Annotated in this window: 13 protein-coding genes; 9 read left to right on the top strand and 4 right to left on the bottom strand. The window is 68.4% G+C overall.

Annotation, left to right across the window (positions count from 1 at the left end):
* Positions 1 to 37: 37 nt before the first annotated feature.
* Positions 38 to 6367: a sulfolipid-1 biosynthesis phthioceranic/hydroxyphthioceranic acid synthase gene (pks2, locus tag BST44_RS10175; protein ID WP_083177002.1), complete on the top strand. Its 6330-nt coding sequence runs from the start codon at positions 38 to 40 to the stop codon at positions 6365 to 6367.
* A 17-nt stretch (positions 6368 to 6384) separates the two neighbouring features.
* Here the strand turns inward: pks2 and BST44_RS10170 are convergent, their stop codons facing one another.
* Both BST44_RS10170 and BST44_RS10165 read right to left on the bottom strand, forming a co-directional pair.
* On the bottom strand, positions 6385 to 7569 hold the full coding sequence (locus BST44_RS10170) for a PPE family protein (protein ID WP_083177001.1): 1185 nt from the start codon (positions 7567 to 7569) through the stop codon (positions 6385 to 6387).
* Between the two features lie 95 nt (positions 7570 to 7664).
* Entirely contained in the window at positions 7665 to 8873 is a 1209-nt protein-coding gene (locus BST44_RS10165; RefSeq protein WP_083177000.1) for a PPE family protein, read from the bottom strand.
* Between the two features lie 1064 nt (positions 8874 to 9937).
* On the opposite strand from BST44_RS10165, the gene BST44_RS10160 reads away from it, so the two are divergent.
* The 8 genes from BST44_RS10160 (at position 9938) to BST44_RS10125 (ending at position 19795) form a co-directional block, all read left to right on the top strand.
* Positions 9938 to 11419: an MFS transporter gene (locus BST44_RS10160; RefSeq protein ID WP_083176999.1), complete on the top strand. Its 1482-nt coding sequence runs from the start codon at positions 9938 to 9940 to the stop codon at positions 11417 to 11419.
* A 423-nt stretch (positions 11420 to 11842) separates the two neighbouring features.
* A complete protein-coding gene (locus BST44_RS10155) occupies positions 11843 to 13270 on the top strand; it encodes an MFS transporter (RefSeq protein WP_083176998.1) in 1428 nt (475 codons plus the stop codon).
* Between the two features lie 82 nt (positions 13271 to 13352).
* Positions 13353 to 14045, top strand: coding sequence for an adenylyl-sulfate kinase (cysC, locus tag BST44_RS10150; RefSeq protein WP_083176997.1), 693 nt, complete (start codon positions 13353 to 13355; stop codon positions 14043 to 14045).
* A gap of 78 nt (positions 14046 to 14123) precedes the next feature.
* Positions 14124 to 15383, top strand: a complete 1260-nt coding sequence (gene sat, locus BST44_RS10145; protein ID WP_083176996.1) for a sulfate adenylyltransferase — start codon at positions 14124 to 14126, stop codon at positions 15381 to 15383.
* Complete coding sequence (locus BST44_RS10140) at positions 15380 to 15697, top strand: DUF6955 family protein (protein WP_083176995.1); 318 nt, start codon at positions 15380 to 15382, stop codon at positions 15695 to 15697. The genes sat and BST44_RS10140 overlap by 4 nt, the downstream gene beginning before the upstream one ends.
* Before the next feature lie 762 nt (positions 15698 to 16459).
* Positions 16460 to 17395 carry a sulfotransferase domain-containing protein gene (locus BST44_RS10135; protein WP_142274443.1) on the top strand — a complete coding sequence of 312 codons (936 nt, stop codon included), beginning with the start codon at positions 16460 to 16462 and terminating at the stop codon, positions 17393 to 17395.
* 82 nt (positions 17396 to 17477) lie between these two features.
* The gene (locus BST44_RS10130; protein WP_083176994.1) at positions 17478 to 18458 is read left to right on the top strand and encodes a hypothetical protein; all 981 of its coding nucleotides are present in this window, start codon (positions 17478 to 17480) and stop codon (positions 18456 to 18458) included.
* Positions 18458 to 19795 (top strand): cation:proton antiporter, encoded by a 1338-nt coding sequence (locus tag BST44_RS10125; protein ID WP_083176993.1) that lies wholly within the window; start codon positions 18458 to 18460, stop codon positions 19793 to 19795. Before BST44_RS10130 ends, BST44_RS10125 begins: the two co-directional genes overlap by 1 nt.
* A gap of 42 nt (positions 19796 to 19837) precedes the next feature.
* Here BST44_RS10125 and fadD21 read toward each other — a convergent pair whose 3' ends face one another.
* On the bottom strand, positions 19838 to 21577 hold the full coding sequence (gene fadD21 / locus BST44_RS10120; RefSeq protein WP_083176992.1) for a fatty-acid--AMP ligase FAAL21/FadD21: 1740 nt from the start codon (positions 21575 to 21577) through the stop codon (positions 19838 to 19840).
* Between the two features lie 123 nt (positions 21578 to 21700).
* Positions 21701 to 22179: PPW family C-terminal domain-containing PPE protein (locus BST44_RS30075; protein WP_500684507.1), on the bottom strand; the 479-nt coding region annotated here is incomplete at its 5' end.

Here is a 22179-nt window from a genome sequence, read left to right as displayed (position 1 = left end):
TGCCCAACGCCGTTGGGGGAGAACAGGGGACTGCGCATTGCGTGTCGCAACCGCCACACCCGTTGCTGTGATCGGTATGGCCTGCCGACTTCCCGGTGGGATCGATTCTCCGCAACGGCTGTGGGACGCATTGTTGCGCGGCGATGACTTGGTGGGCGAGATTCCCGCCGACCGCTGGGACGCCGACCTCTACTACGACCCCGAACCCGGCGTGCCAGGCCGATCGGTCACGCGGTGGGGCGCCTTCCTGGACGACGTCGCGGGCTTCGACTGCGACTTCTTCGGGATGACCGAGCGCGAGGCCACCGCGATCGACCCGCAACACCGCTTGCTGCTGGAAACGTCGTGGGACGCCATCGAGCACGCGGGCCTCGATCCCGCGGGCCTGTCGCACTCGCAGACCGGCGTCTTCGTCGGCCTCACCCACGGCGACTACGAACTGTTGTCCGCCGACTGCGGCGCCGCCGAAGGCCCGTACGGGTTCACCGGAACCAGCAACAGCTTCGCGTCCGGCCGGATCGCCTACACGCTGGGTCTGCACGGCCCGGCGGTGACCGTGGACACCGCCTGCTCGTCGGGCCTGATGGCCGTCCACCAGGCCTGCGGCAGCCTGCACAGCGGGGAAAGCGACATCGCCCTGGCCGGCGGCGTCGTCGTGACGCTGGAGCCGCGGAAGTCGGTCTCCGGGTCGCTGCAGGGCATGTTGTCGCCGACCGGTCGCTGCCACGCCTTCGACGCCAGGGCCGACGGCTTCGTGTCCGGGGAGGGCTGCGTCATGCTGCTGCTCAAGCGGCTCGACGACGCGCAGCGTGACGGCGACCGCGTCCTGGCCGTCGTCCGCGGCACCGCGGCCAACCAGGACGGCCGCACCGTGAACATCGCCGCGCCGTCGGAAACCGCCCAGGTGGCCGTCTACCGAAAGGCCCTCGACACTGCCGGCGTCGACGCCACCACGGTCGGCTTCGTCGAGGCGCACGGTACCGGCACGCCGGTGGGGGACCCGATCGAATACTCGAGCCTGGCCGCCGTGTACGGCACCGAGGGGCCCTGCGCGCTCGGGTCGGTGAAGACGAATTTCGGCCACACGCAGTCCACCTCCGGACCGTTGGGGCTGATGAAGGCGATCCTCGCGCTGCAGCACGGCGTGGTGCCGCAAAACCTGCACTTCACCCGGCTGCCCGACGAGATGGCCGGGGTCAATACGGAACTGTTTGTGCCGCAGGCCAATACGCCCTGGCCCACCGACGGCCGGCACCCGCGCCGCGCCGCGGTGTCGTCCTACGGAATGTCGGGCACCAATGTGCACGCCGTCCTGGAGCAGGCGCCGGCCCCGGCGGGCACGCCCGACCGGCCGAACGGCGACGGGGCGTTGTTGTTCCCGCTGTCGGCGACGTCCGCGGAGCAGCTGCGCGTGACGGCCGCCCGGCTCGCCGACTGGGTCGACGCGCACGCGGGCGGCGCCGGTACCGCGGGCCTGCACGACCTCGGCTACACCCTGGCGCGCCGTCGCGCGCACCGGCCGGTGCGGACGGTGGTCCCGGCCGGCGACTTCGGCGAGCTGAGCGCGGTCCTGCGCGACGTCGCCGGCGGCGACGTCCCGTACGAGCCCGCCGTCGGTCAGGACGACCTGGGGCCGGTGTGGGTGTTCTCCGGACAGGGGTCGCAGTGGCCGCAGATGGGCGCCGAACTGCTGGCCAGGGAACCCGTGTTCGCGGCGACCATCGCCGAGCTGGAGCCGCTGATCGCCGCCGAGTCGGGGTTCTCGGTGACGCAGGCGATGTCGGCGCCGGAGGTGGTGACCGGCATCGACCGGGTGCAGCCGACGATCTTCGCGATGCAGGTCGCACTGGCCGCGGCGATGAGGTCGTACGGCGTGCGTCCCGGCGCCGTCATCGGGCATTCCCTCGGTGAATCCGCGGCAGCGGTCGTCGCGGGCGGGCTGTCGCTGCAAGACGGGGTGCGCGTGATCTGCCGCCGCTCCCGGCTGATGGCCCGGATCGCCGGCAGCGGCGCGATGGCCTCGGTGGAACTGCCCGGGCAGCAGGTGTTGTCGGAGCTGTCCATCCGCGGGGTCTGTGACGTCGTCCTGTCCGTGGTCGCCTCGCCGACGTCGACGGTCGTCGGCGGCGATACGCAGACGATCCGCGACCTGGTCGCGTCCTGGCAAGAGCAGGACGTGCTGGCGCGCGAGGTGGCGGTGGACGTGGCCTCGCATTCGCCGCAGGTGGAGCCGATCCTCGACGACCTGGTCGAGGCGCTGGCCGGCCTCGAGCCGCGCGAGGCCGAGGTTCCCTACTACTCGGCGACGCTGTGGGATCCCCGCGAGCGGCCGTCGTTCACCGGCGACTACTGGGCCGAAAACCTGCGCTACACCGTGCGTTTCGCCGCGGCTGTGCAGGCCGCCCTCAAGGACGGCTTCCGGGTCTTCGGGGAGCTGGCGCCGCATCCGCTGCTCACCCACGCGGTCGAGCAGAACGCCGGCAGCCTCGACATGCCCATCGCGGCGCTGGCCGCCATGCGCAGGGAGCAGGAGCTGCCGGTCGGCCTGCGCGGCTTCGTCGCCGACGTGCACAGCGCCGGCGCCGCGGTCGATTTCTCGGTGCAGTACCCCACCGGGCGTCTTGTGGACGCCCCGCTGCCGACGTGGACTCACCGCAGGCTGATGCTCAGCCGCGAGGCGAAAGAGCACGCGCACGGCTCCTCGGTCCTGCCCGTCCATCCGCTGCTCGGTGCGCACGTGCACCTGCGTGAGGAGCCTGAGCGGCACGTCTGGCAGGGCGACGTCGGCACCGAGGCGCACCCGTGGCTCGGCGACCACCAAATCCACGGTGTGGCAGCGTTTCCCGGCGCCGCCTATTGCGAGATGGCGCTCGCCGCGGCGCGTGTGGCCCTCGGCGAACGGTGCGAGGTCCGCGACGTCACGTTCGAGCAGACGCTGTTGCTGGACGACCGGACGCGGGCGTCGTGCGCGGCGACGGTCGCCGCGCCCGGCGTCCTCGACTTCACGGTGGACACCCACGAGGAGGGCGAACCCGTGCGCCGGGCGGCCGCGGTCCTGCGGGCGCCCGCGGGAGCGGACGAGGCGGAGCCGTGGCAGCCGCCGGCCCATGACATGGCCACGCTGATCGGCAACCACCTGTCCGGCATGGACGGGGCGGAATTGCGAAAAGCCTTCGACGGGATGGGGATTCAGTACGGCCCGGCGTTCTCGGGTCTGGCGGCGGCGCTCGTCGCCGACGGGGGCGTCGGCACGGTGCTCGCCGAGGTCGCGCTTCCCGGGGCGATCCGCTCGCAGCAGTCGGGCTACGCGATCCATCCGGCCCTGCTGGATGCCTGCTTCCAGGCGGTGGTCGTCCATCCCGAGGTGCAGCAAGCGAGCGCCGGCGGCCTGCTGCTGCCGGTGGGCGTGCGGCGGCTGCGCAGCTATTCCTCGACGCGGAACGCGCAATACTGTCTGGCCCGGGTGACGTCGTCTCGCGCCGGCGAGTGTGAGGCGGACCTCGACGTGCTGGACCAGTCGGGCACCGTCCTGCTGACCGTCGAGGGGCTGCGGCTGGCCGGCGGGGTGTCCGAGCACGAGCGGGCGCAGAAGCTGCTCAACGAGCGGTTGTTGACCATCGAGTGGGAGCCGCGCCAACTGCCCGACCCGGCGCGGGCGGTGCCCGGCTCGTGGCTGCTACTGAGCGCGTGCGAGGCGACGGACCCGTTGCCGGCGCGACTGAGCGAGGCGTTGAATGCCGATGGCGCGCAATGCACCACCGTGTCGGTGCCGCTCGGGTCGGCGGGCACCGGTCAGCTGCGCACGCTGCTGAGCGGCAACGGCCCGGCCGCGTCGAATGGGCACGGCCCGCTCAAGGGCCTGACGGGTGTCGTCGTGGTGACCGCGGAGCGGGTCGGCGGCGCCGACGAGGCACGGCGCGGGCGCGACTACGTGTCCCACCTCGTGACGGTCGCCCGGGAGCTCTCCGAGCTGCCCGGCGAATCGCCCCGACTTTTCGTGGTGACCCGGAACGCCGCGAACGTGGTCGCCGGGGACGTGGCCAACCTGGAGCAGACCGGGCTGCGCGGGCTGCTGCGGGTGATCGATTCCGAGCACCCGCATCTGAGCGTCACCCAGGTCGACGTCGACGCGGTCACCGAACCCGAAAGCGTTGCAGCGCAGTTGAAGAGCGGATCGGAGGAGGACGAGACCGGGTGGCGGCACGGGCAGTGGTACACCGCGCGGCTGCGGCCCGGCCCGCTGCGTCCGGCCGAACGGAGGACCACGGTCGTCGACCACGACCGGGACGGCATGCGCCTGCAGGTCCGCGCGCCCGGCGACCTGGAATCGCTGGAGTTCGTCGCGTTCGACCGCGTCCCGCCCGGACCCGGGGAGATCGAGGTCGCGGTCGCCGCGTCCACCGTCAACTTCGCCGACGTGCTGGTCGCCTTCGGTCGCTATCCCACCTTCGAGGGCTATCAGCAGCAGTTGGGTGGCGACTTCGCCGGCGTGGTGACGGCCGTCGGGCCGGATGTCACCGAGCACGAGGTCGGCGATCGCGTCGGCGGCATGTCCCGAAACGGCTGCTGGGGCACCTTCGTCATCGCCGAAGCCCGGCACGCCGTGACGCTGCCGGCCGGCATGGCGCTGGACGACGCCGCAGCGGTGCCCACCGCCGCGGCGACCGCCTGGTACGGCCTGCACGACCTGGCCCGCATCGCGCCGTCCGACAAAGTGCTCATCCACTCCGGCACCGGGGGCGTCGGACAGGCGGCGATCGCGATCGCCCGCGCCGCGGGTTGCCAGATCTTCGCGACCGCGGGCAGCCCGCAGCGCCGGCAATTGCTGCGGGACATGGGGGTCGAGCACGTCTACGACTCGCGCAGCGCGGCGTTCGCCGACGAGATCCGCCGTGACACCGGCGGATACGGCGTCGACGTCGTGCTCAACTCGCTGCCGGGTGCCGCCCAGCGCGCCGGAATCGAGTTGCTGGCCTTCGGCGGGCGGTTCGTCGAGCTGGGCAAGCGGGACATCTACCGCGACAACCACCTCGGGCTTTTTCCGTTCCGCCGCAACCTGTCTCTGTTCGCGGTCGATCTGGGGTTGCTGACGTTCAGCCACCCGCAGACGGTCCGCCGCCTGTTGACCACCGTGTACCAACGGACGGCCGAGGGCGAGCTGCCGATGCCGCGGACCACGCACTACCCGATCCACGACGCCGCCGCCGCAGTCCGCCTGGTCGGTGCGGCCGGGCACACCGGCAAGGTGGTGCTCGACGTGCCGCGCGCGGGGCGCAGCGTGGCCGCGGTCCCCCCGGAGGACGTCCACCCGTTCCGCGCCGACGGCGCCTACATCGTCACCGGTGGCATCGGCGGGCTGGGGCTGTTCTTGGCCGGCGAGATGGCGGCCCGAGGTACCGGGCGGATCGTGCTCAACTCCCGCTCGGCACCGAACGACCAGGCGCGCGTCGCGATTGAGCGCCTCCGGGCGGCCGGGGCCGACATCGCGGTCGAGTGTGGCGACATCGCCGAACCGGCCACGGCCGAACGCCTGGTGGCGTGCGCGGCGGCGACGGGTCTGCCGGTGCGCGGGGTGTTGCACGCCGCGGCGGTCGTCGAGGACGCCACGCTGACCAACATCACCGACGAGCTCATCGACCGGTGCTGGGCGCCGAAGGTTTACGGGGCCTGGAACCTGCATCGGGCCTTGGCAGAGGGAACCGACGGGCAGCCGCTGGACTGGTTCTGCACGTTCTCCTCGGCCGCCGCCCTGGTCGGCTCCCCGGGCCAGGGCGCGTACGCCGCGGCCAACAGTTGGCTGGACGCGTTCGCTTTCTGGCGGCGCACCCAAGGATTGCCGGGTTGCGCGATCGCCTGGGGCGCATGGTCGGAAGTCGGCCGTGCCACGGCCCTGGCGGAAGACGCCGGCATCGCGATCACTCCGGCGGAGGGCTACCACGCCTTCGAGTCGCTGCTGCGCTACGACCGCCCCTACTCCGGCTACGCGCCGATCGTGGGAACGCCCTGGCTGACCTCGTTCGCGCAACGCAGCCGCTTCGCCGAGGCGTTCGGATCGATGGGCCAGGGCAGGCCCGACACGGGCAAGTTCCTGGCCGAATTGGGGGCGCTGCCCCGCGAGGAATGGCCGAGCGCGATCCGCCGGCTGGTGTCCGGCCAGATCAGCCTATTGCTGCGGCGCACAATCGATCCCGATCGCCCGTTGTCCGACTATGGGCTGGACTCGCTGGGCAATTTGGAGTTGCGAACCCGCATCGAAACCGAAACCGGGGTGCGGGTCAGCCCCACCAAGATCACCACGGTTCGCGATTTGGCGGACCATCTGTGCGACGAACTGGCCGCTTCGGAGGTCGCGCCGTCCGCGTCGTGACCGGCCGGGGGAGCCGGTCAGCCGCCGAAAGTCGGGCGGGGCATCTTGAAAGCGCGCCGCCCGTTGCGCAGGACGGGCACCCCGGTGGCTCCCTGCCCAGGCCGCGCAGGCGGTAGACCGCCCAACGTGCTCGCGGGCGAGTGGGCCTCGGACGGGGGCGTCGCACGAAAGCCGGCTTCCGGCAGCGGCATTGGGCCGTTGCCCGGGCCGCTGGCGGGGCTGGCCGTCACCCAGTTCTGCGGGACCGACAGCTTGCCGATCGGCACCGCCCTGCCCGCGTCCGCAAGCACCGGACCGCGCAGGCCCGCCGAGCCTGCCGTCTGCGCGCCGACCGTGGTGACCCGGGGAACGGGGACGCCGGCAGAGTCGGATTGGATGTCGGAGCGGTAGAGGCCCGTCCCGCCGCTCATGCCCGACGTTTCTGTACGGCTGAAGGCGGCGCCGAGATTCGCCGGTCCAGTCAGAGTGTTGAAGTTACTGAATGCGTTGAGCACCGACGACCCCGCGGAGGTGGACGCCGGCGAGGTACCCGGGCTCGAAGCGCCCCCTGTCGAAAGTGTCTGCAGCTGTTGCGAAACGGTGGGCGCCAGCCCTGCCACCGTCGTCTGGGCGTGTCCTGCGGTCGAGGTGCCCGTGGCTTGGGCGACCGCGGCCGCCTGACCGGATTGCCCGGCTTCGCTCGTGGTATGCGGCGGCGGGGCGAACGGCGTCAGCGCGGTCGCGGCAGCAGCGGACGCGGCGTACCCGTACATCGCAGCGGCGTCCTGCGCCCACATCTCGGCGTATTCGAGTTCGGTCGCCGCGATCGCCGGCGTGTTCTGGCCGAAGAAATTGGTGGCGACCAGAATCGCCAGCCGCGCGCGGTTGGCGGCGATCATCGGCGGAGGCACCGTCGCGGCGAATGCCGCCTCGTACGCGCCCGCCGCCGCCCGGGCCTGGGCCGCCGATTGCTCGGCGAGCGCCATCGTCGCCGACGCCCACGCCACATACGGCGCGGCGGCGGTCGACATCGCCAACGCCGCGCCGCCCGACCAGCTTTGGCTCAAGTCAGCTACCGCCGAGGAGTAACCGACCGCATACGATTCCAGCTGCGCGGCCAGCGCGTCCCAGGCCGCCGCGGCCGCCATCAGCGGCCCCGCGCCCGGGCCCGAATACATTCGTGCCGAGTTGATTTCGGGCGGAAGCGCCCCGAAATCAAGCATCCAAGTCCCTTTCCTGGCCGGGTGTCAACCGTCGCGCGGACCTCGCGCAACGAATGATTTGCGGTTCTGTGTGCGCTGGCGGGCGCGAATCGCAGCTAGCCGCCCGCCGAAGGGCGCGGCATCTTGAATTGGCGTGGCGTCACCCGCAACACGTTGTTGACCGAGGGACGTGACAACAGCCCGGAAGACGATGCCCCGGCACTCGTTGCCGGCACCCCGTTGAACATGTTGGTCGGCGGCCCTTCGTGCCAGGACGGCCCACCGTCGAGTTCGGTGTCGGACAGCCAGTGCGCGTCGGCAACCGTGACGGCCGCCGGATTCGTGGTCGCCCAGGTCTGCGGAACGGACAGTCTCCCCACCGCCGTGGCATTGCCCGTGGTCGCGAGCACCGGAGGTCGCGGGCCGGCGGAAGTCAACGCCGCCGCCTCGCCGCTGATGGCGGGGGTGGCCGCCGCCTTGGCGGCATCTTTACCGGCTTGGATGGAAGACCGGTATATCCCCGTGTAGCCGCTCATCGCCGAGGTGCTGGTGCGACTGAAGTTGGAGGCCAGGCCCGCCGGGCCGGTAAGGGTGTTGAAATTGCTGAATGCGGTCAGTACTGAGGACCCGGCTGAGGTGGGGCCTGCCGAGGAGCCCGCCGCGCCCCCCGACGCAAGGGCCTGCAACTGCTGCGGCACAGCCGATGTCAGTCGCGACAGGGCGCCCTGGGCGCTCCCGGTGGCCGAGGTGCCCGTGGCCTGGCCGACCGCCGCGGTCTGAGCGGATTGCGCGCCGGCGTTGGTGGTCTGCGGAGGCTGGGTGAATTGCCGCAGCGTCGTCGCGGCCGACGAGGACCCGGCGTAGCCGTACATCGCGGCGGCGTCTTGCGCCCACATCTGTTCGTACGCGGACTCGGTCGCCCCGATCATCGCGGTGTTCTGCCCGAACACGTTCGTCGCCACCAGCGCCCGCAGCTGGGCGCGGTTGGCCGCCACGAGTGCCGGCGGCACGGTGGCGCCGAAGGCGGCCTCGAAGGCCGCCGCGGCCGCCCTTGCCTGGCTTGCGGCCTCTTCGGCCTGCACGCCCGCGTCGGTCACCCACGCCACATAGGGCGCGGCCGCGCCGGCCATCGCCGTCGACGCACCGCCAGACCAACTTTCGCCCTGCAATTGCGCCAGCGCCGAGGTGTACCCGCGCGAGGCAGATTCCAGCCCGTTGGCCAAGACGTCCCACGCCGCGGCCGCCGCCAGCATGGGTCCGGACCCGGGACCCGAATACATTCGGCCGGAATTGATCTCGGGCGGCAGTGCCCCGTAGTCGAGCATATGGTCCCCCTTCGTCAGCCGCGCGCGGGCGGCGAATCCGCGGCGCGTTCGGGCCGGCGGATCGGCCGAGATCGCGGGATGCCAAAGAACTCGGCCGACACGGCGGACGCGGGCCTGGCCAGGACCAAATGAATGGCCAGTTGTCCTTCGCGTCGCGGCCGCCGCACAAATGGACTGCATTGTTCCGGGGGCCTTCGGCCGTCGGCGATGACTGCGAATTATGGCGGTCCCGGGGGCTATCGCGCCTTGCCAATTGCGGAACTGCCGCATTAGCAACGTGGTTTGCCTATTTCGCAGTCAAACCGAATTGCGCGCATTCGGCAACGCGAAATCGTTGATGTACAGGAGATTTCCAGCTAACTTCACCGGTACGTCCAGATATGCGCGTCGCCGGTATGGCGACCGCCGACCGCATGCTTCGCTCGCAGTGGCACGGTTTCGATCGGTCACCGTTGTTGCGACGCCGGCCGCGGCAGCAAACCATCTGGTGAGCGGTGCCGGCGGGGGCTCCCCGGTGCCGGCAACAAGGTGGCCGCTGACCCGCCTGGTGGAGCGTCTTGCCGGCGCCGGCTTCACGTGCCCGGATTGGCCGTGTCCGTTCCGTCGATGTGTCGAAGCCGGGGCTTTTTTCACGGAGGACACTGTATAAATTCGTTTGGGGCCGTGGGTAACTGGACATATCGGTGAGGTTGGCTGGAAATGTCCTGAAAGTGAGTGATTCGAGTTGTCGAACGCGCGCTTTTCGATTTGACTGGCGGTCGGTTGGCCATAGCGCGTTGCCACCCGGAACGTACCGGTGGGCGGCGGCGCGCGACGTTGATGGAACCGCTTCAATTGTGCGTCACCGCTGACGTCGACGGTTCCATCGAAAGTTGACTCAACGCGCGGCCGGCCAATCGCGGGCGTTCACGGCCGAGTGGCCTCGCGCACGTGAGGACAACGCGAAAAGGACTGACAACGAATCGAGTTCGACCTCGCGCTGCTGAATCGGCAATCGTCCCAATGGAACCGACCGCCACGGAGCGCGATGGCGGTCGGCGTGACCGGTGAAAGGTAACTCACGCATGACGCAACGCATCCCGGACTGGGACCCAGAGGATGTCGCCGCGTGGGACGTCGGCAACAGCGCCATCGCCCGCCGCAACCTGATCTGGTCGATCGCCACCGCGCACGTCGCCTTCTCCATTTGGTACCTCTGGTCGGTGATGGTGCTGTTCATGCCGGTGTCGACTTACGGCTTCTCGACCGGAGACAAGCTGCTGATGGGGGCCACGGCGTCGTTGGTCGGGGCGGTCGCGCGCATCCCCTACGCGATGGCGGGTGCCCGGTTTGGCGGGCGCAACTGGGCGATGTTCTCGTCGGCCATACTGCTGATTCCCACCGCGGGAACCATTGTGCTCCTGAACCATCCGGGGCTGCCGTTGTGGCCGTACCTGATCTGCGCCGCCCTGACCGGATTGGGTGGTGCCAACTACTCGGCCTCGCTGTCCACCGCCGAGGCGTTCTTCCCGCAGCGGCTCAAGGGCTTCGCGCTGGGCCTCACCGGCGGGATCGCGAATCTCGGGTCGGCGGTCATCCAGGCCGTGGGCCTGTTCGTACTGGCCACGGCGGGACACGAGGCGCCGTACTGGGTGTGCGCGATATACCTGGTGCTGCTGGCCGTCGCCGGGCTCGGTGCGGCGCTGTTCATGGACAACCTGCATTACCGCATCGACATGAGCCACCTCAAAGAGGTGTTGCGGGTCCCCGACTCCTGGGGCATCGCGTTCCTCTACCTGTGTTGCTCGGGTTCGTTTCTCGGCTTCGCCTTCGCCTTCGGCCAGGTGCTCCAACACAACTTTTTCGTCAGTGGGCAAAGCCACGCCCAGGCGGCGCTGCACGCGGCCGAGGTCGCCTTCGCGGGACCGCTGCTGGGATCGGTGGCGCGGGTGGCCGGCGGCAAGTTGAGCGACCGCTTCGGTGGCGGCCGCGTCAGTGTGGCGCTGTTGGTGTGCATGATCGTGGGCGGCGGGTTTCTGGTCGCGGTCAGCACCCACGACGACCTGACCCGCGGCGCGGGGAAGCCGGTGACGCTGTTCACCATGGTGGGCTACATCGTCGGCTTCATCGCACTGTTCATCTTTTCGGGCGCGGGCAAGGGCTCGGTGTACAAGCTGATCCCTTCGGTCTTCGACGAGCGCAGCCGGGAGCGCAATCTCGGCGACACCGAACGCAGGCAGTGGGCGCGGATCCGATCTGGAACCTTGATCGGTTTCGCCGGTGCGTTCGGCGCGCTCGGCGGCGTGGGAATCAACCTGGCCCTGCGGCAGTCCTACGACAGCGCGGGTACCGAGACGCCCGCGTATTGGATCTTCCTGGTGTGCTACGTCGCGGCCGCTGTCCTGGCCTGGGTGCGCTACGCGCGACCGCGGACCATGCCCGCGCCCGGCCCGGTGCCGCCCGGCCACGAAGTCGCCCCCCCGGAAGGGCCGGCTTCCATGTCGCTGGTGGCGGCGCGGGGGATCCACCGTGACCAATCCGCCGACGCGCGGGTGGCGCGTTCGTGAGGCCCAATCCGGGTCCCTGAGTCGACCGGCAGGGGGCGACGGCTCACCTTTGTCTGTAAATCTCCTGTAAGTTGACCATCTTAAGTTGTAAAGTGGCCGCACCGGCGTTTTACTCGATGGAGGAGGCGTGGGATAAGCCGCAACTGGCTGTCAATGTCGGCGGCCGACGGTTCCTGCGGAAGGTTCAGCACCGCCGGCTGGCAAGGCGTGCGGTCGTACGTGACGTGGAGGGCGACGAGTGGCCGTTCAGGTTTCGCAGATACCTGCGAACGGCCGGCTCTGCGCCCAAAGCCCAACGGCCGCGCGCTGTCCGGGTTGGCAAGCACTGAGTTGTTGACGAACCTGACCGCGCCGGACTCCCTGAGTTCTCAGGGCGGCGGGGTCGGGGGCGCGACAGCATCGTCGGCGAAAGGTAGATATCGCGTGGCGCGTTCGCATCGCATCGCGGTCTGGGACCCAGAGGACGCCGCGGCCTGGGACAACGGAAACCGCGCCATCGCCCGCCGGAACCTTTTCTGGCAGGTCGTGAACGTCCATGTCGCCTTCTCGATTTGGTACCTCTGGTCGGTGATGGTGCTGTTCATGCCGGAGTCGGTTTACGGCTTCTCCACCGGCGACAAGCTGTTGATCGGGGCCGTCGCCGCCCTGGTGGGTGGGCTGGCACGCATCCCCTACGCGATGGCCGCCAATTGGTTCGGCGGGCGAAACTGGACCATGTTCTCGGCGGCCGTGCTGCTCATTCCGACAGCCGGCGCGATTGTCCTGCTGGCCCACCCCGGTTTGCCCTTGTGGCCCTACCTGGTGTGCGCGGCGCTGACCGGACTGGGCGGCGGCAACTACTCGGCGTCGCTGGCCAAAGTCGACGGCCTGTTCCCGCAACGCCTCAAGGGGGTCACGCTCGGCCTCATCGGCGGGATGGCGAACCTCGGGTCGGCCAGCATTCAGGCCGTCGGACTGGTGGTACTGGCCACCGCCGGGCATGAGGCGCCGTACTGGGTGTGCGCGATCTACCTGGTGCTGCTCGCGATCGGCGGTATCGGCGCGGCGCTGTTCATGGACAACGTCGTCGCGCACCGCACGGGCCTGTCGCTGCACAACCTGCGCGCGATCATCTCGGTGCCGGACTCCTGGGCCATCTCGTTCTGCTACATGTGCGCGTCGGGGTCGTTCCTCGGTTTCGCGTTCGCCTTCGGCCAGGTGTTGGCGCACAACTTCACGGCGGCGGGGGAAACCCACAGCCAGGCGGCGCTGCACGCCGCCGAGATCGCCTTCATCGGGCCGCTGCTCGGCTCGCTGGCGCGAATAGTCGGCGGCAAGGTGAGCGACCGATTCGGCGGTGGCCGGGTCACGCTGACCGTCTTCGTCGCCGCCATCGTCGCCGGTGCCCTGCTGGTCGGTGTCAGTCTGCAAGCGGACGCCGCCGAGGATCGGAGAGCCGAAGCGACGGGCCCGACGATGGTGGGCTACATCGTCGGCTTCATCGCGCTGTTCATCTTCTGCGGAGCGGCCAAAGGGGCGGTGTACAAGCTGATCCCGTCGGTCTTCGAGGAGCGCGGTCGTGCGCTTGGCCTCGACAACGGCGAACGTCACCATTGGGCCCGGGTCCGTTCGGGGGCGCTGATCGGTTTCGCCGGGGCCTTCGGTGCGCTTGGCGGGGTGGGAATCGACCTGACACTGCGGCAGTCCTATGACGCCGAAGGCACTGAAACCCCGGCATTCTGCATCTTCCTGGCGTGTTACGTCGTGGCGGCGTTGCTGGTCTGGGCCCGCTACGTGCGACCACAGAGACGGCACGCGTCGATCTCGGCGGCGTCGCGGGAAACTACGGCGGGGGAGACGGTCAAAACGTGACGCCATGCGCGATCGGGCATCCATGAAACACCCACGGTCTGTTCACATCCCATGTTCACACCCCATGAGGAGCTAGAAAAAAATGTCCAACAACATCACCTGGCACGAGCACAACATCAGTCGCGGTGAGCGCGAAAAACTCAACGGCCATCGCGGATGCGTCATTTGGTTCACCGGGCTGAGCGGCAGTGGCAAGAGCACGGTCGCCAACCTCGTCGAGCAGAAGCTCTACGAGCGCGGAGTGCGGAGCTTCCTGCTGGACGGGGACAACGTGCGCTATGGGCTGAACGCCGGCCCGGGGATCCTCGAAGAGCGTCACGGGACCGAGTTCGCACAACGGTTCGGATTGGGCTTCTCCGCGCAGGATCGCGAAGAGAACATCCGGCGAATCGGCGCGGTGTCCAAGCTGTTCTGCGAGGCCGGCGTCATCGCCTTGACGGCATTCATCAGCCCTTACCGCCGCGACCGCGACGCGGTGCGCGCCACGCTGAGCGAAGGGGATTTCCAGGAGATCTTCATCGACACCCCCATCGAGGTCTGCGAACAGCGCGACCCCAAGGGGCTCTACAAGAAGGCCCGGGCCGGCGAGATCAAGGGTTTCACCGGGATCGATGACCCCTACGAGGCGCCGGCACGGGCGGAATTGCGGCTCGAGGGCGGCGAGAAGCCGGCGGAGACCCTGGCCGACGAAGTGGTTCTCCACCTCGAGCAGGCGGGAGTCATCCCGGCGCTCGACCGCAGCCAAAATCCCCGGGAAGGAATGGTCGAAGTCTGACCAGCCGCGCTGGCCGGTGTCCGCCCAGCGCGCCCAACCACGAACCGCCGATCACACGGATAAGAAAAAGAGGTCATCATGAACTACAAGGGGCACAACGGAAATCCCATTGTGGAACGGATATCCACCGATAACGCCGCGGGCCAGATCAAGGGCATGCCGCGGATTCCCATCTCGAAAGCCACTGCGCACGAGGTGATCAGCCTCTCCTATGGCTTCTTCACCCCGCTGACGGGATTCATGGGGCGGCAGGAGGTCGACGGGACGCTGGACAACATGCAGCTCCCGGACGGAACGCTGTGGAGCATACCGATCGTCTTCGATATGTCCGCCGACGACATCGCGAGGATGAACATCAAGGAGGGCGACCGCGTTGTCCTCGAATATCTCGACGCCCCCATGGCCATCTTCGAAATCTCCGAGATCTACGAGTACGACCTCGCGCGGATGGCCGAGAAGACCTACGGCACTTCGGATCCGCGACACCCCGGCGTGAAGAAGACGCTGGCCTACCAGAACCGGTTCGTCGGCGGCGACATCACGCTCATCAACGAGCCGGTCTTCAACGAGCCGTTCAAGAGCTTCTGGCTCACTCCCAAACAGCACATGGAAGCGCTGGCCGAGCGAGACTGGAAGCACGCGGTCGCCCACCAGACCAGGAACGTGCCCCATACCGGCCACGAAGCGCTGATGAAGCAGGCTTGGCTGGCCGCAAACGAGGACATGCCCGTCGACAACCTCAACACCGGCGTGCTGGTGAACGCCATCATCGGCCAGAAGCGGGTCGGCGACTACATCGACGAGGCGATCCTGTTGGCGCAGAACGCCCTCCGGACACACGGGTATTTCCGCGACAACGTCCACATGGTGTCCTTCACGCTGTGGGACATGCGGTATGCGGGCCCCCGTGAGGCGATCTTCCACGCGATCCTGCGGACGAACCTCGGATGCACGCATCACATGTTCGGGCGCGACCACGCCGGCGTGGGCGACTTCTACCATCCCTACGACGCCCAGAACCTGCTCAAGGAGCACCGGACCGAGCTCGGCATCAAACCGGTGTTCCTCAGGGAGAACTGGTACTGCCCGGAGTGCCAGGAGGTCACCAACTCCGCCCTGTGCGGGCACGACTCGCAGTCGCAGAGCTTCAGCGGCAGCTTGATCAGAAGCATTCTGACCGACGAGGTCAAGCCGACGCAGAAGGTGATGCGGCACGAGGTTTTCGAGGTCGTGATGGAATCCGCCGCCAAATACGGCGAGGGCTCGCCCTTCGTGACCGAGGAATACCTCAAGACCCGACGCCCGGTCTTCACGCTGAACGCATTGGAGGAATCATGAGCACCACGGAGAAGATGATCAAGGTCAACGTCTGGATCAACGAGGAGAGGCTCGAGGCGCTGCAACAGGCCGGAATGGCCGACGCGGCGAGGGAAGCTTTTGCCGGCATGAGGCTGCTCGAGATCTACACGACCGAAGAGCAGAAGGATGTCGTGCTGCAGCGCTTCCCCGGGGCCAAGTACGACTCCGCCACGACGAAGTCGATCGAGCTGCTGCCGAAGAAGGCGAAGGACAGGCTGCTCGAACTGTCGATCGACATGCATTCCACCGGGCCCGATGTGATGGGCCGCTTCCTCGAGGAGGCGCAAGCCTGACCGCGCGGCGGCAGGAGAATACCAGACGCTGAAGAGTGCCGACCGGTGATTGGGATAGCCCAGTCACCGGTCGGTCTCTTTTGATGAGGGCACGGAGCGTTAGCCGGCGCACCGCATCGCCACGGCGCGCCGGCGGGCCGCCGGAGTGTCCGCATAGATGTCGCACGGCGCCCCGGCGGGCCGGTGGTGCGCCGCCCGGTGGCCGGCACCGGTGCGGCCGAAAGGGCCTTCGGTTCCAGCCGATTGGCTTTAGTTCCAGCCGATCGGCTTGTTCAACACCGCGGAGCCGGACCGCTGGTGCGCCCACCCCAAGCGCGACGAGTGGCCTGACGGCCGGGCCGTTCGTTTGCGCGCCGCGACGGCGCCCCGCGGGGTAACTGCGCGGAGACAGCGCGTCATGCGGCGGTGACCTGTTTGCTGCCAAAAGGACAGGAAGCGTCCAACCGCAGCACAGGAAGTTGCCAGGTGTTCGCCACATAATTTGAATCATCACGAGTTTAAATAGGCGCGGACGACATGCGGGCTTGCTACGCGGTCGGATGTGACTAGGAGACTCGAGGTCAGTTCGCCCCGCTTCGGCGGGACCGCTCGTGGCCCGTTCGACCAACTGGATAGCAACGCTGCCTGCCGAACTCTCGGGTAATGGAGACCCGGGGTTTTGCGGAGGTGTTTTTCACCGAGCCGATCAGCCGGGTCGCGTTGCTTGCCAGAGCGTGTGAATCACGTATCTCGCAACCTGTTCTTACGGAAGGCACATTCACGGTGGAAAACCAACTTCTCGCTCCGACCAGAGTCCTGCGGGACTACCTCTCCGATTCCAGGGTCTGGGAAGACTTCCTGGCCCAGGGTGGCTTCGTCGAAAGCGACATCGTCGTCGCGGACCCGTTCAAAGCCGGCACCACCTGGACCCAGAGGATCGTCCAGCAGATTCTGCACAACGGTGAGGAACCCGAGGGCGGACTCTCGGACACCTCGCCGTGGCTGGATTCGAGCTGGGGCGATCACGCCGGGATGCTCAAGGTGCTCAAGGAGCAGCGGGAAGCCGGAATGCGGCGGGTGATGAAATCGCATCTGCCCGCCGATGCGCTGCCGATCGCCCCGGAAGCCCGCTACGTGTTCGTCGGGCGTAACGGCAAAGACCTCGGCATCAGCTTCCACAACTATCTGTACAACTTCAATCCGGCGACCATGGAGGCGATCAACAAGATCCACGCCGAGTGGTCCGGGGACCCAGCGCCATTGGTGATCCCCGAGGACATGCAGGAGTTCTTCGATCTGTGGCTGGACACCAACGGGTACCAGTGCTGCGACCTGCTCGACATCATGAAAACGTGGTGGGCGCTGCGGAATGAGCCGAACGTGCTGCTGCTGCACTACGGGGAGCTGAAGAGGGACCTTCGGGGCCAGATCGCCCGGCTCGCCCAGTTCTTCTCCATCGACCCCGCGTCGCTGCGGATGGACGTCATCGTGGAGCACTGCTCGTTCGACTACATGAGCGAGCGGGCGGAGAAGATGGCGCCGTTCGGCGGGTCGCACATGTCCAGCGCCAAGGCCTTCTTCCACAAGGGGCTCAAGCGCGACCATCGCCAGGAGCTGACCCCGGAGCAGGTCGAGCGCTTCGACCGCGTTGCTCTCGAGAAGCTCGGCCCCGAGTGCGCCCATTGGCTGGAAAAGGGCGAATCCCTCCCGGCCGGCTGAGTTCACCGGAAACGACGTCACGGTGTCGCGGGACTTCGCGGTGACGCGGAGTCCCGCGGCGCCACGACAGGACACAGGGTCTATGGCTGATCGAGGCCTGGCACTTCGGGATCGCCTCCTGATGGAGGCAATAGCCCTGGCATACATCGTGCTGGCGGCACGCCTGCACGGCTGGCACTACCTGTTGTTTCCCGGGTTGGCGGCCCTGTCCTACGACGTCTTGACGAGGCCGTGGGGGAAGTGGGCCGGCCAGCCCGGGCGGCTCGTGGTCACGCCGGTGGCGGGGGCGGTCATCGGCGTGCTGATCACGCGGATGCTCCCGTTCGGCGTTGCGGCGATTCTGCTGATCGTCACACCATGCTTGTTGCTACTGGCGCTGCTCAAATCCACTGTCGCCCCGGGGATCGCGGCCGGGGCGCTACCGCTCTTCCTGGGAATCAAGACCTGGCTCTATCCGGTTTCCATCGCGCTGAGCCTGATCGTCCTCGTCGCGATTCTGCTGCCGTGGCAACGGCACTGCCGGCGAAAGTATCCGCAAACCGACGTCTCGACGCCAAGCGTCGACGACGTCCTCGAGTCGCCCGCCGCCGGGACTGCGTGGGTACTACCGTTTTTCGCGTTCTTGACGGTGATGGCTTGGTGCGCCACCGCGGCGGGACTCCGGTTGATCCTCTTCCCGCCGCTGATCGTCATCGCCTACGAGATGTTCGCCCACCCCACGACGTGTCCGTGGGCGGGAAAACCGCTGGCGCTGCCGGGGGTGTGCGTCCTCAATGCGGTCGCGGGATGGGGGGCCGTCACGCTGTTCGGCCGCGGAGCCGTCGCGGCCGCCTGCGCGATGGCGTTGGGCATCGCCGCCCTGCGTCTGCTGCGGCTGCGCATGCCGCCCGCACTGGCGGTAGGGCTGCTGCCCCTGGTGATCGATTCGCCCACTGTCAAATTCCCGATTTCCGTGGCTATCGGGTCCGGAGCATTGACGCTCGCTTATCAGTTCTATCAACGCTGGGGCACCGGCCACGGCCGCGCCGGCCGGAGTGTTCCCAATAGCATCAGGAGTGCGTAGTGTCGAATCCTCAACTGACAGCGGTTATTTGCGTTCTGTTTGCGCTCGTCGGGCTCGCCCAGCTGCTGGGGTATGTGTTCTTGAAGCTCGGTCAGCCGAAGGTCGTCGGGGAAATCCTCGCCGGGATCGTGCTCGGCCCCGCACTGCTCGGCCGGCTGCACTTCGTCGAGCACCTCGTCGGCACCGCCAGGCACAACACCCACATCCTGAGCTTCGTCTACTGGCTCGGCTTGCTGCTGCTGATGTTCGTGTCCGGCGCGGAGGTGCAACAACTGTTCGGCAAGGGTGAACGGCGGACGGTGAGTTGGCTGGTGATCGTGGGCACCGGCATCCCGTTCCTGCTGGGGCTGGCATTCGGGCCGCAGCTGATCCGTCCGAGCCTGGCCGGACCGCACGGCAACCGGGTGTCCCTCATCATCATCCTGGCGGTCGGCGTCGCCGTCACCTCCGTGCCGGTGGTCTCCAAGATCTTCGCCGACCTCAAGATCCTCGACACGCGTTTCGCGCGGCTCATCCTCGGGGTCGCTGTGCTCGAGGACATCGTGCTGTGGTTGGCGCTGGCGATCGCGACTTCCATCGCCGCGAAATCCCACCTGCATCCGTGGCAGATGGGCTTGCACCTGCTGATCACGGTGGCCTATTTCGCGCTCGGCCTCACGGTGGTCCCGCGCATGATCAAGGCCTTCAACAAGGCGCGCTGGAACGTCCTCGCGCAACACTCGCCCACCGGATATGCCATCGCAATCCTGCTGGCTTACTGCGCGGTCGCCGGGGCGCTCGATGTCAACCTCGTGTTCGCGGCCTTCCTCGCGGGCTTCGCCCTGGTGGACAACGAACGCGCGATCTTCGCAGACTCGATCGATGCGATCAGTAAGGTCTCCTTCGCGTTCTTCATCCCGGTCTACTTCGCGATCGTGGGCCTCAAGCTGGACCTCATCCGGGGCGTCTCCCTGCCGATGATCGTCATCTTCATCGCCGGTACCTGCGTCGTGAAAATGTTGTCGGTGGCACTCGCGGGGCGGCTGGCGGGGTTCCGGGGCCTGGAGTTGATCAACCTCGGAATCACCACCAACGCCCGGGGCGGCCCCGGGATCGTGCTTGCCAGCGTCGCTTTCGACGCCGGGATCATCAGCTCGAAGTTCTACACCACACTGGTGGTCGCGGCCGTGCTCACGTCGCAACTGGCGGGCGCCTGGCTCGACTACGTGCTGCGCAAGGGCTGGCCGTTGCTCAAATCCGATGTAGTCGAAGAGGATTCGGCCGTCGCGGGGGAGGGGGTTCCGGCGGCAGAACCTGTCGGGGCCGAGCCAGAGGATGCGATCGGTACGGTCCCGTGACGGTGCGTCGAGTCGCCCGGGCGTGGATCGCGCCTTGGCCGCTCAGGCGTCCAGTCGGGTGAACTGCTGCCGGCGGTAATGCTCGACACAGGCGGCCCGCCGGATCTTGCCGCTCGTCGTGGTGGGAATCGACCCCGGCGGCACCAGCACAAGATCGGCGACGTTCAGGCCGTGCGAGCTCGAAATGGCCGCGGTGACATCGTTTTTGACCACGTCGAGCAGGCGCAGCGCCTCCTCGTCGGAATCGCCGCCCTTCTTCAATTCGATGATGGTGACCAGCTTCTCGGTCTCGTCCACCGGGACGGAGATCGCCGCGACCCGGCCCCCGGTGATCCCCCGGACGGTCGATTCGATGTCCTCGGGATAGTGGTTGCGCCCGTAAACGATGAGCAAATCTTTCATCCGCCCCACGATGAACATCTCGCCCTCGGAGACGAACCCGAGATCGCCGGTGCGCAGCCATCCTCGTCCGGGCGTGCCCGGTGACGGTTCGGCCAGGACGCCCCCGAAGGTGCGCTCGGTCTCCTCCGGCTTCTGCCAGTAGCCGCCCGCCACGTTGTCGCCGTGGACCCAGATCTCCCCGACCGTGCCCGCCGGGCATTCGCTGCCGGTGTCCGGGTCCACGATTCGCACCGCGGGCGACCTCGGCGTGCCGTAACTGAGGAGCGGCGAGCCGCTCTGGGCCGGGCACCGCTGCGCGGCGCCCTCGGACAGCTTCTCGGGCTCGAAGTGAACGACCTCAGGGGCGCGGCTCGCGGTGCGGCTGGCAACGTAGACGGTCGCCTCGGCGAGGCCGTAGGAGGGGCGCATCATGTGTTCGCGAAAGTTGTAGGGGGCGAACCGTTTACAGAACCGGTCCAGCGTGGCGGGATGGATGCGCTCGGCGCCGCTGACGACGCCCAGCACGTTGCCCAGATCGACGTCTTGCAGGTCGGCATCCGAGGTCTTGCGGACGGCTAGTTCGAAGGCGAAGTTCGGCGCCGCCGACATCACCGGGCGGGCGTTCGCCATCGCCTGGATCCACCGCGCCGGCCGCTGCAGGAAGGCGACCGGGCTCGTCAGGTCGCCGCGGTAGCCGCCCAGGATCGGCGCGATGACGCCGAGCACGAACCCCATGTCGTGGTAGAACGGCAGCCACGACACCACGGTCGTGTCGCGCGGCGGCACGCCGTTGGTCTCGGCGAAGTAGTCGGCCATCAACTGCTGGAAGTTCACCTGAAGGTTGCGGTGCGAGATCATGACGCCGGCGGGAAGCCGCGTCGATCCGGAGGTGTACTGCAGGTAGGCCGTGTCGGGGGCGCCGCTGATCCGGATGCTCGGCGCGCCGGCGTCGTCCAGGTCCAGCGCGTCCACCTCGATGACGTTCGGGCGGGGCGCCGGTCCCGGCTGCGCGAGGTAGTCGGTGACGGTTACCGCGGCGGCCGACGTGGTCAGGACGACGGTCGGTGTGGTGTCGGCCAACACGGCGCCGACCCGTTCGTCGTGCGAGCCTGCCGCCGGCACGGACAGCGGCACGGCGATCAGCCCCGCCTGCATCGCCCCCAGGAACGCCTCGATGTAGGGCAGGCCCTGGGGAGCCAGGATGACCGCCCGGTCCCCGACGGCGCCGTGCCGTTTGACCGCGTGCGCGACGTTCAGGGTGCGCCGGTAGAGCTGCGCCCACGTCAGCGTCGCGGTGACGCCCGCCCAATCCTGCTCGTAGTCGGTGTACCGGAACGCGACATCGTCGGGCTGCAGGCCGGCGCGTTCCCGCAGCAGGGACACCACGGACGCGTTCTGCATGGCCGTTAGGTTACCGCCTTGCGGCGGTTCCGCATCGCGGCCGCCCGTATTCGGCTCGCGCCGGTGGCGGACGCCGGAGCGGCTGGGCGCGGCCGCCCGAATGTGGCTGTCGGGCAGGGCGAATCACGGCTTGTCGTCCCAGGTACTGGGGAGCATCGGCGCCCGTGTGCCGCCGCCGAACGCGTCTTCGGCGAGTGCGGTCAACCCCGCGGGTGTGGTGGCGGACTTCGCCGGCGCCGTCCCGGCGAACCCCAGGGCTTCCGCGCCCCGGGTCGAGGCTGCCGGCTGGGCGTCCAGATACTCGTAGCGGCGGCCGAAATGCTCGGTCTTCGACCGCTGACGCCGCCCATGTGAAGCCTCTTCCCCCGGCTGCGCCTCTGTGGCAGCGTCGGCGTGCTCGAGCTCCGGCGCCCTTTTCGCGCGCGCGCTGGCGCCCGCCGCCCGGCGAACGTCGGCCGGCACGCCGCCGACGAGGTAGGCGAGGCCCTGCATCGTCGCCGCCGGCGGTCCGGACGGCGTGGGCGGCGGGCCGCTGGGCGGTGGCGGTGCGGGCGCGGCGGCGGGCGCCGCCGTGGGGGACAGCGGTGTGGCCGGGGCCGGCG

The organism is Mycobacterium scrofulaceum, assembly GCF_002086735.1.
GTDB classification, from domain to species: domain Bacteria; phylum Actinomycetota; class Actinomycetes; order Mycobacteriales; family Mycobacteriaceae; genus Mycobacterium; species Mycobacterium scrofulaceum.
The sequence above is the reverse complement of the archived record's forward strand: the minus strand, read 5'-3'. Positions and strand labels throughout refer to the sequence as shown.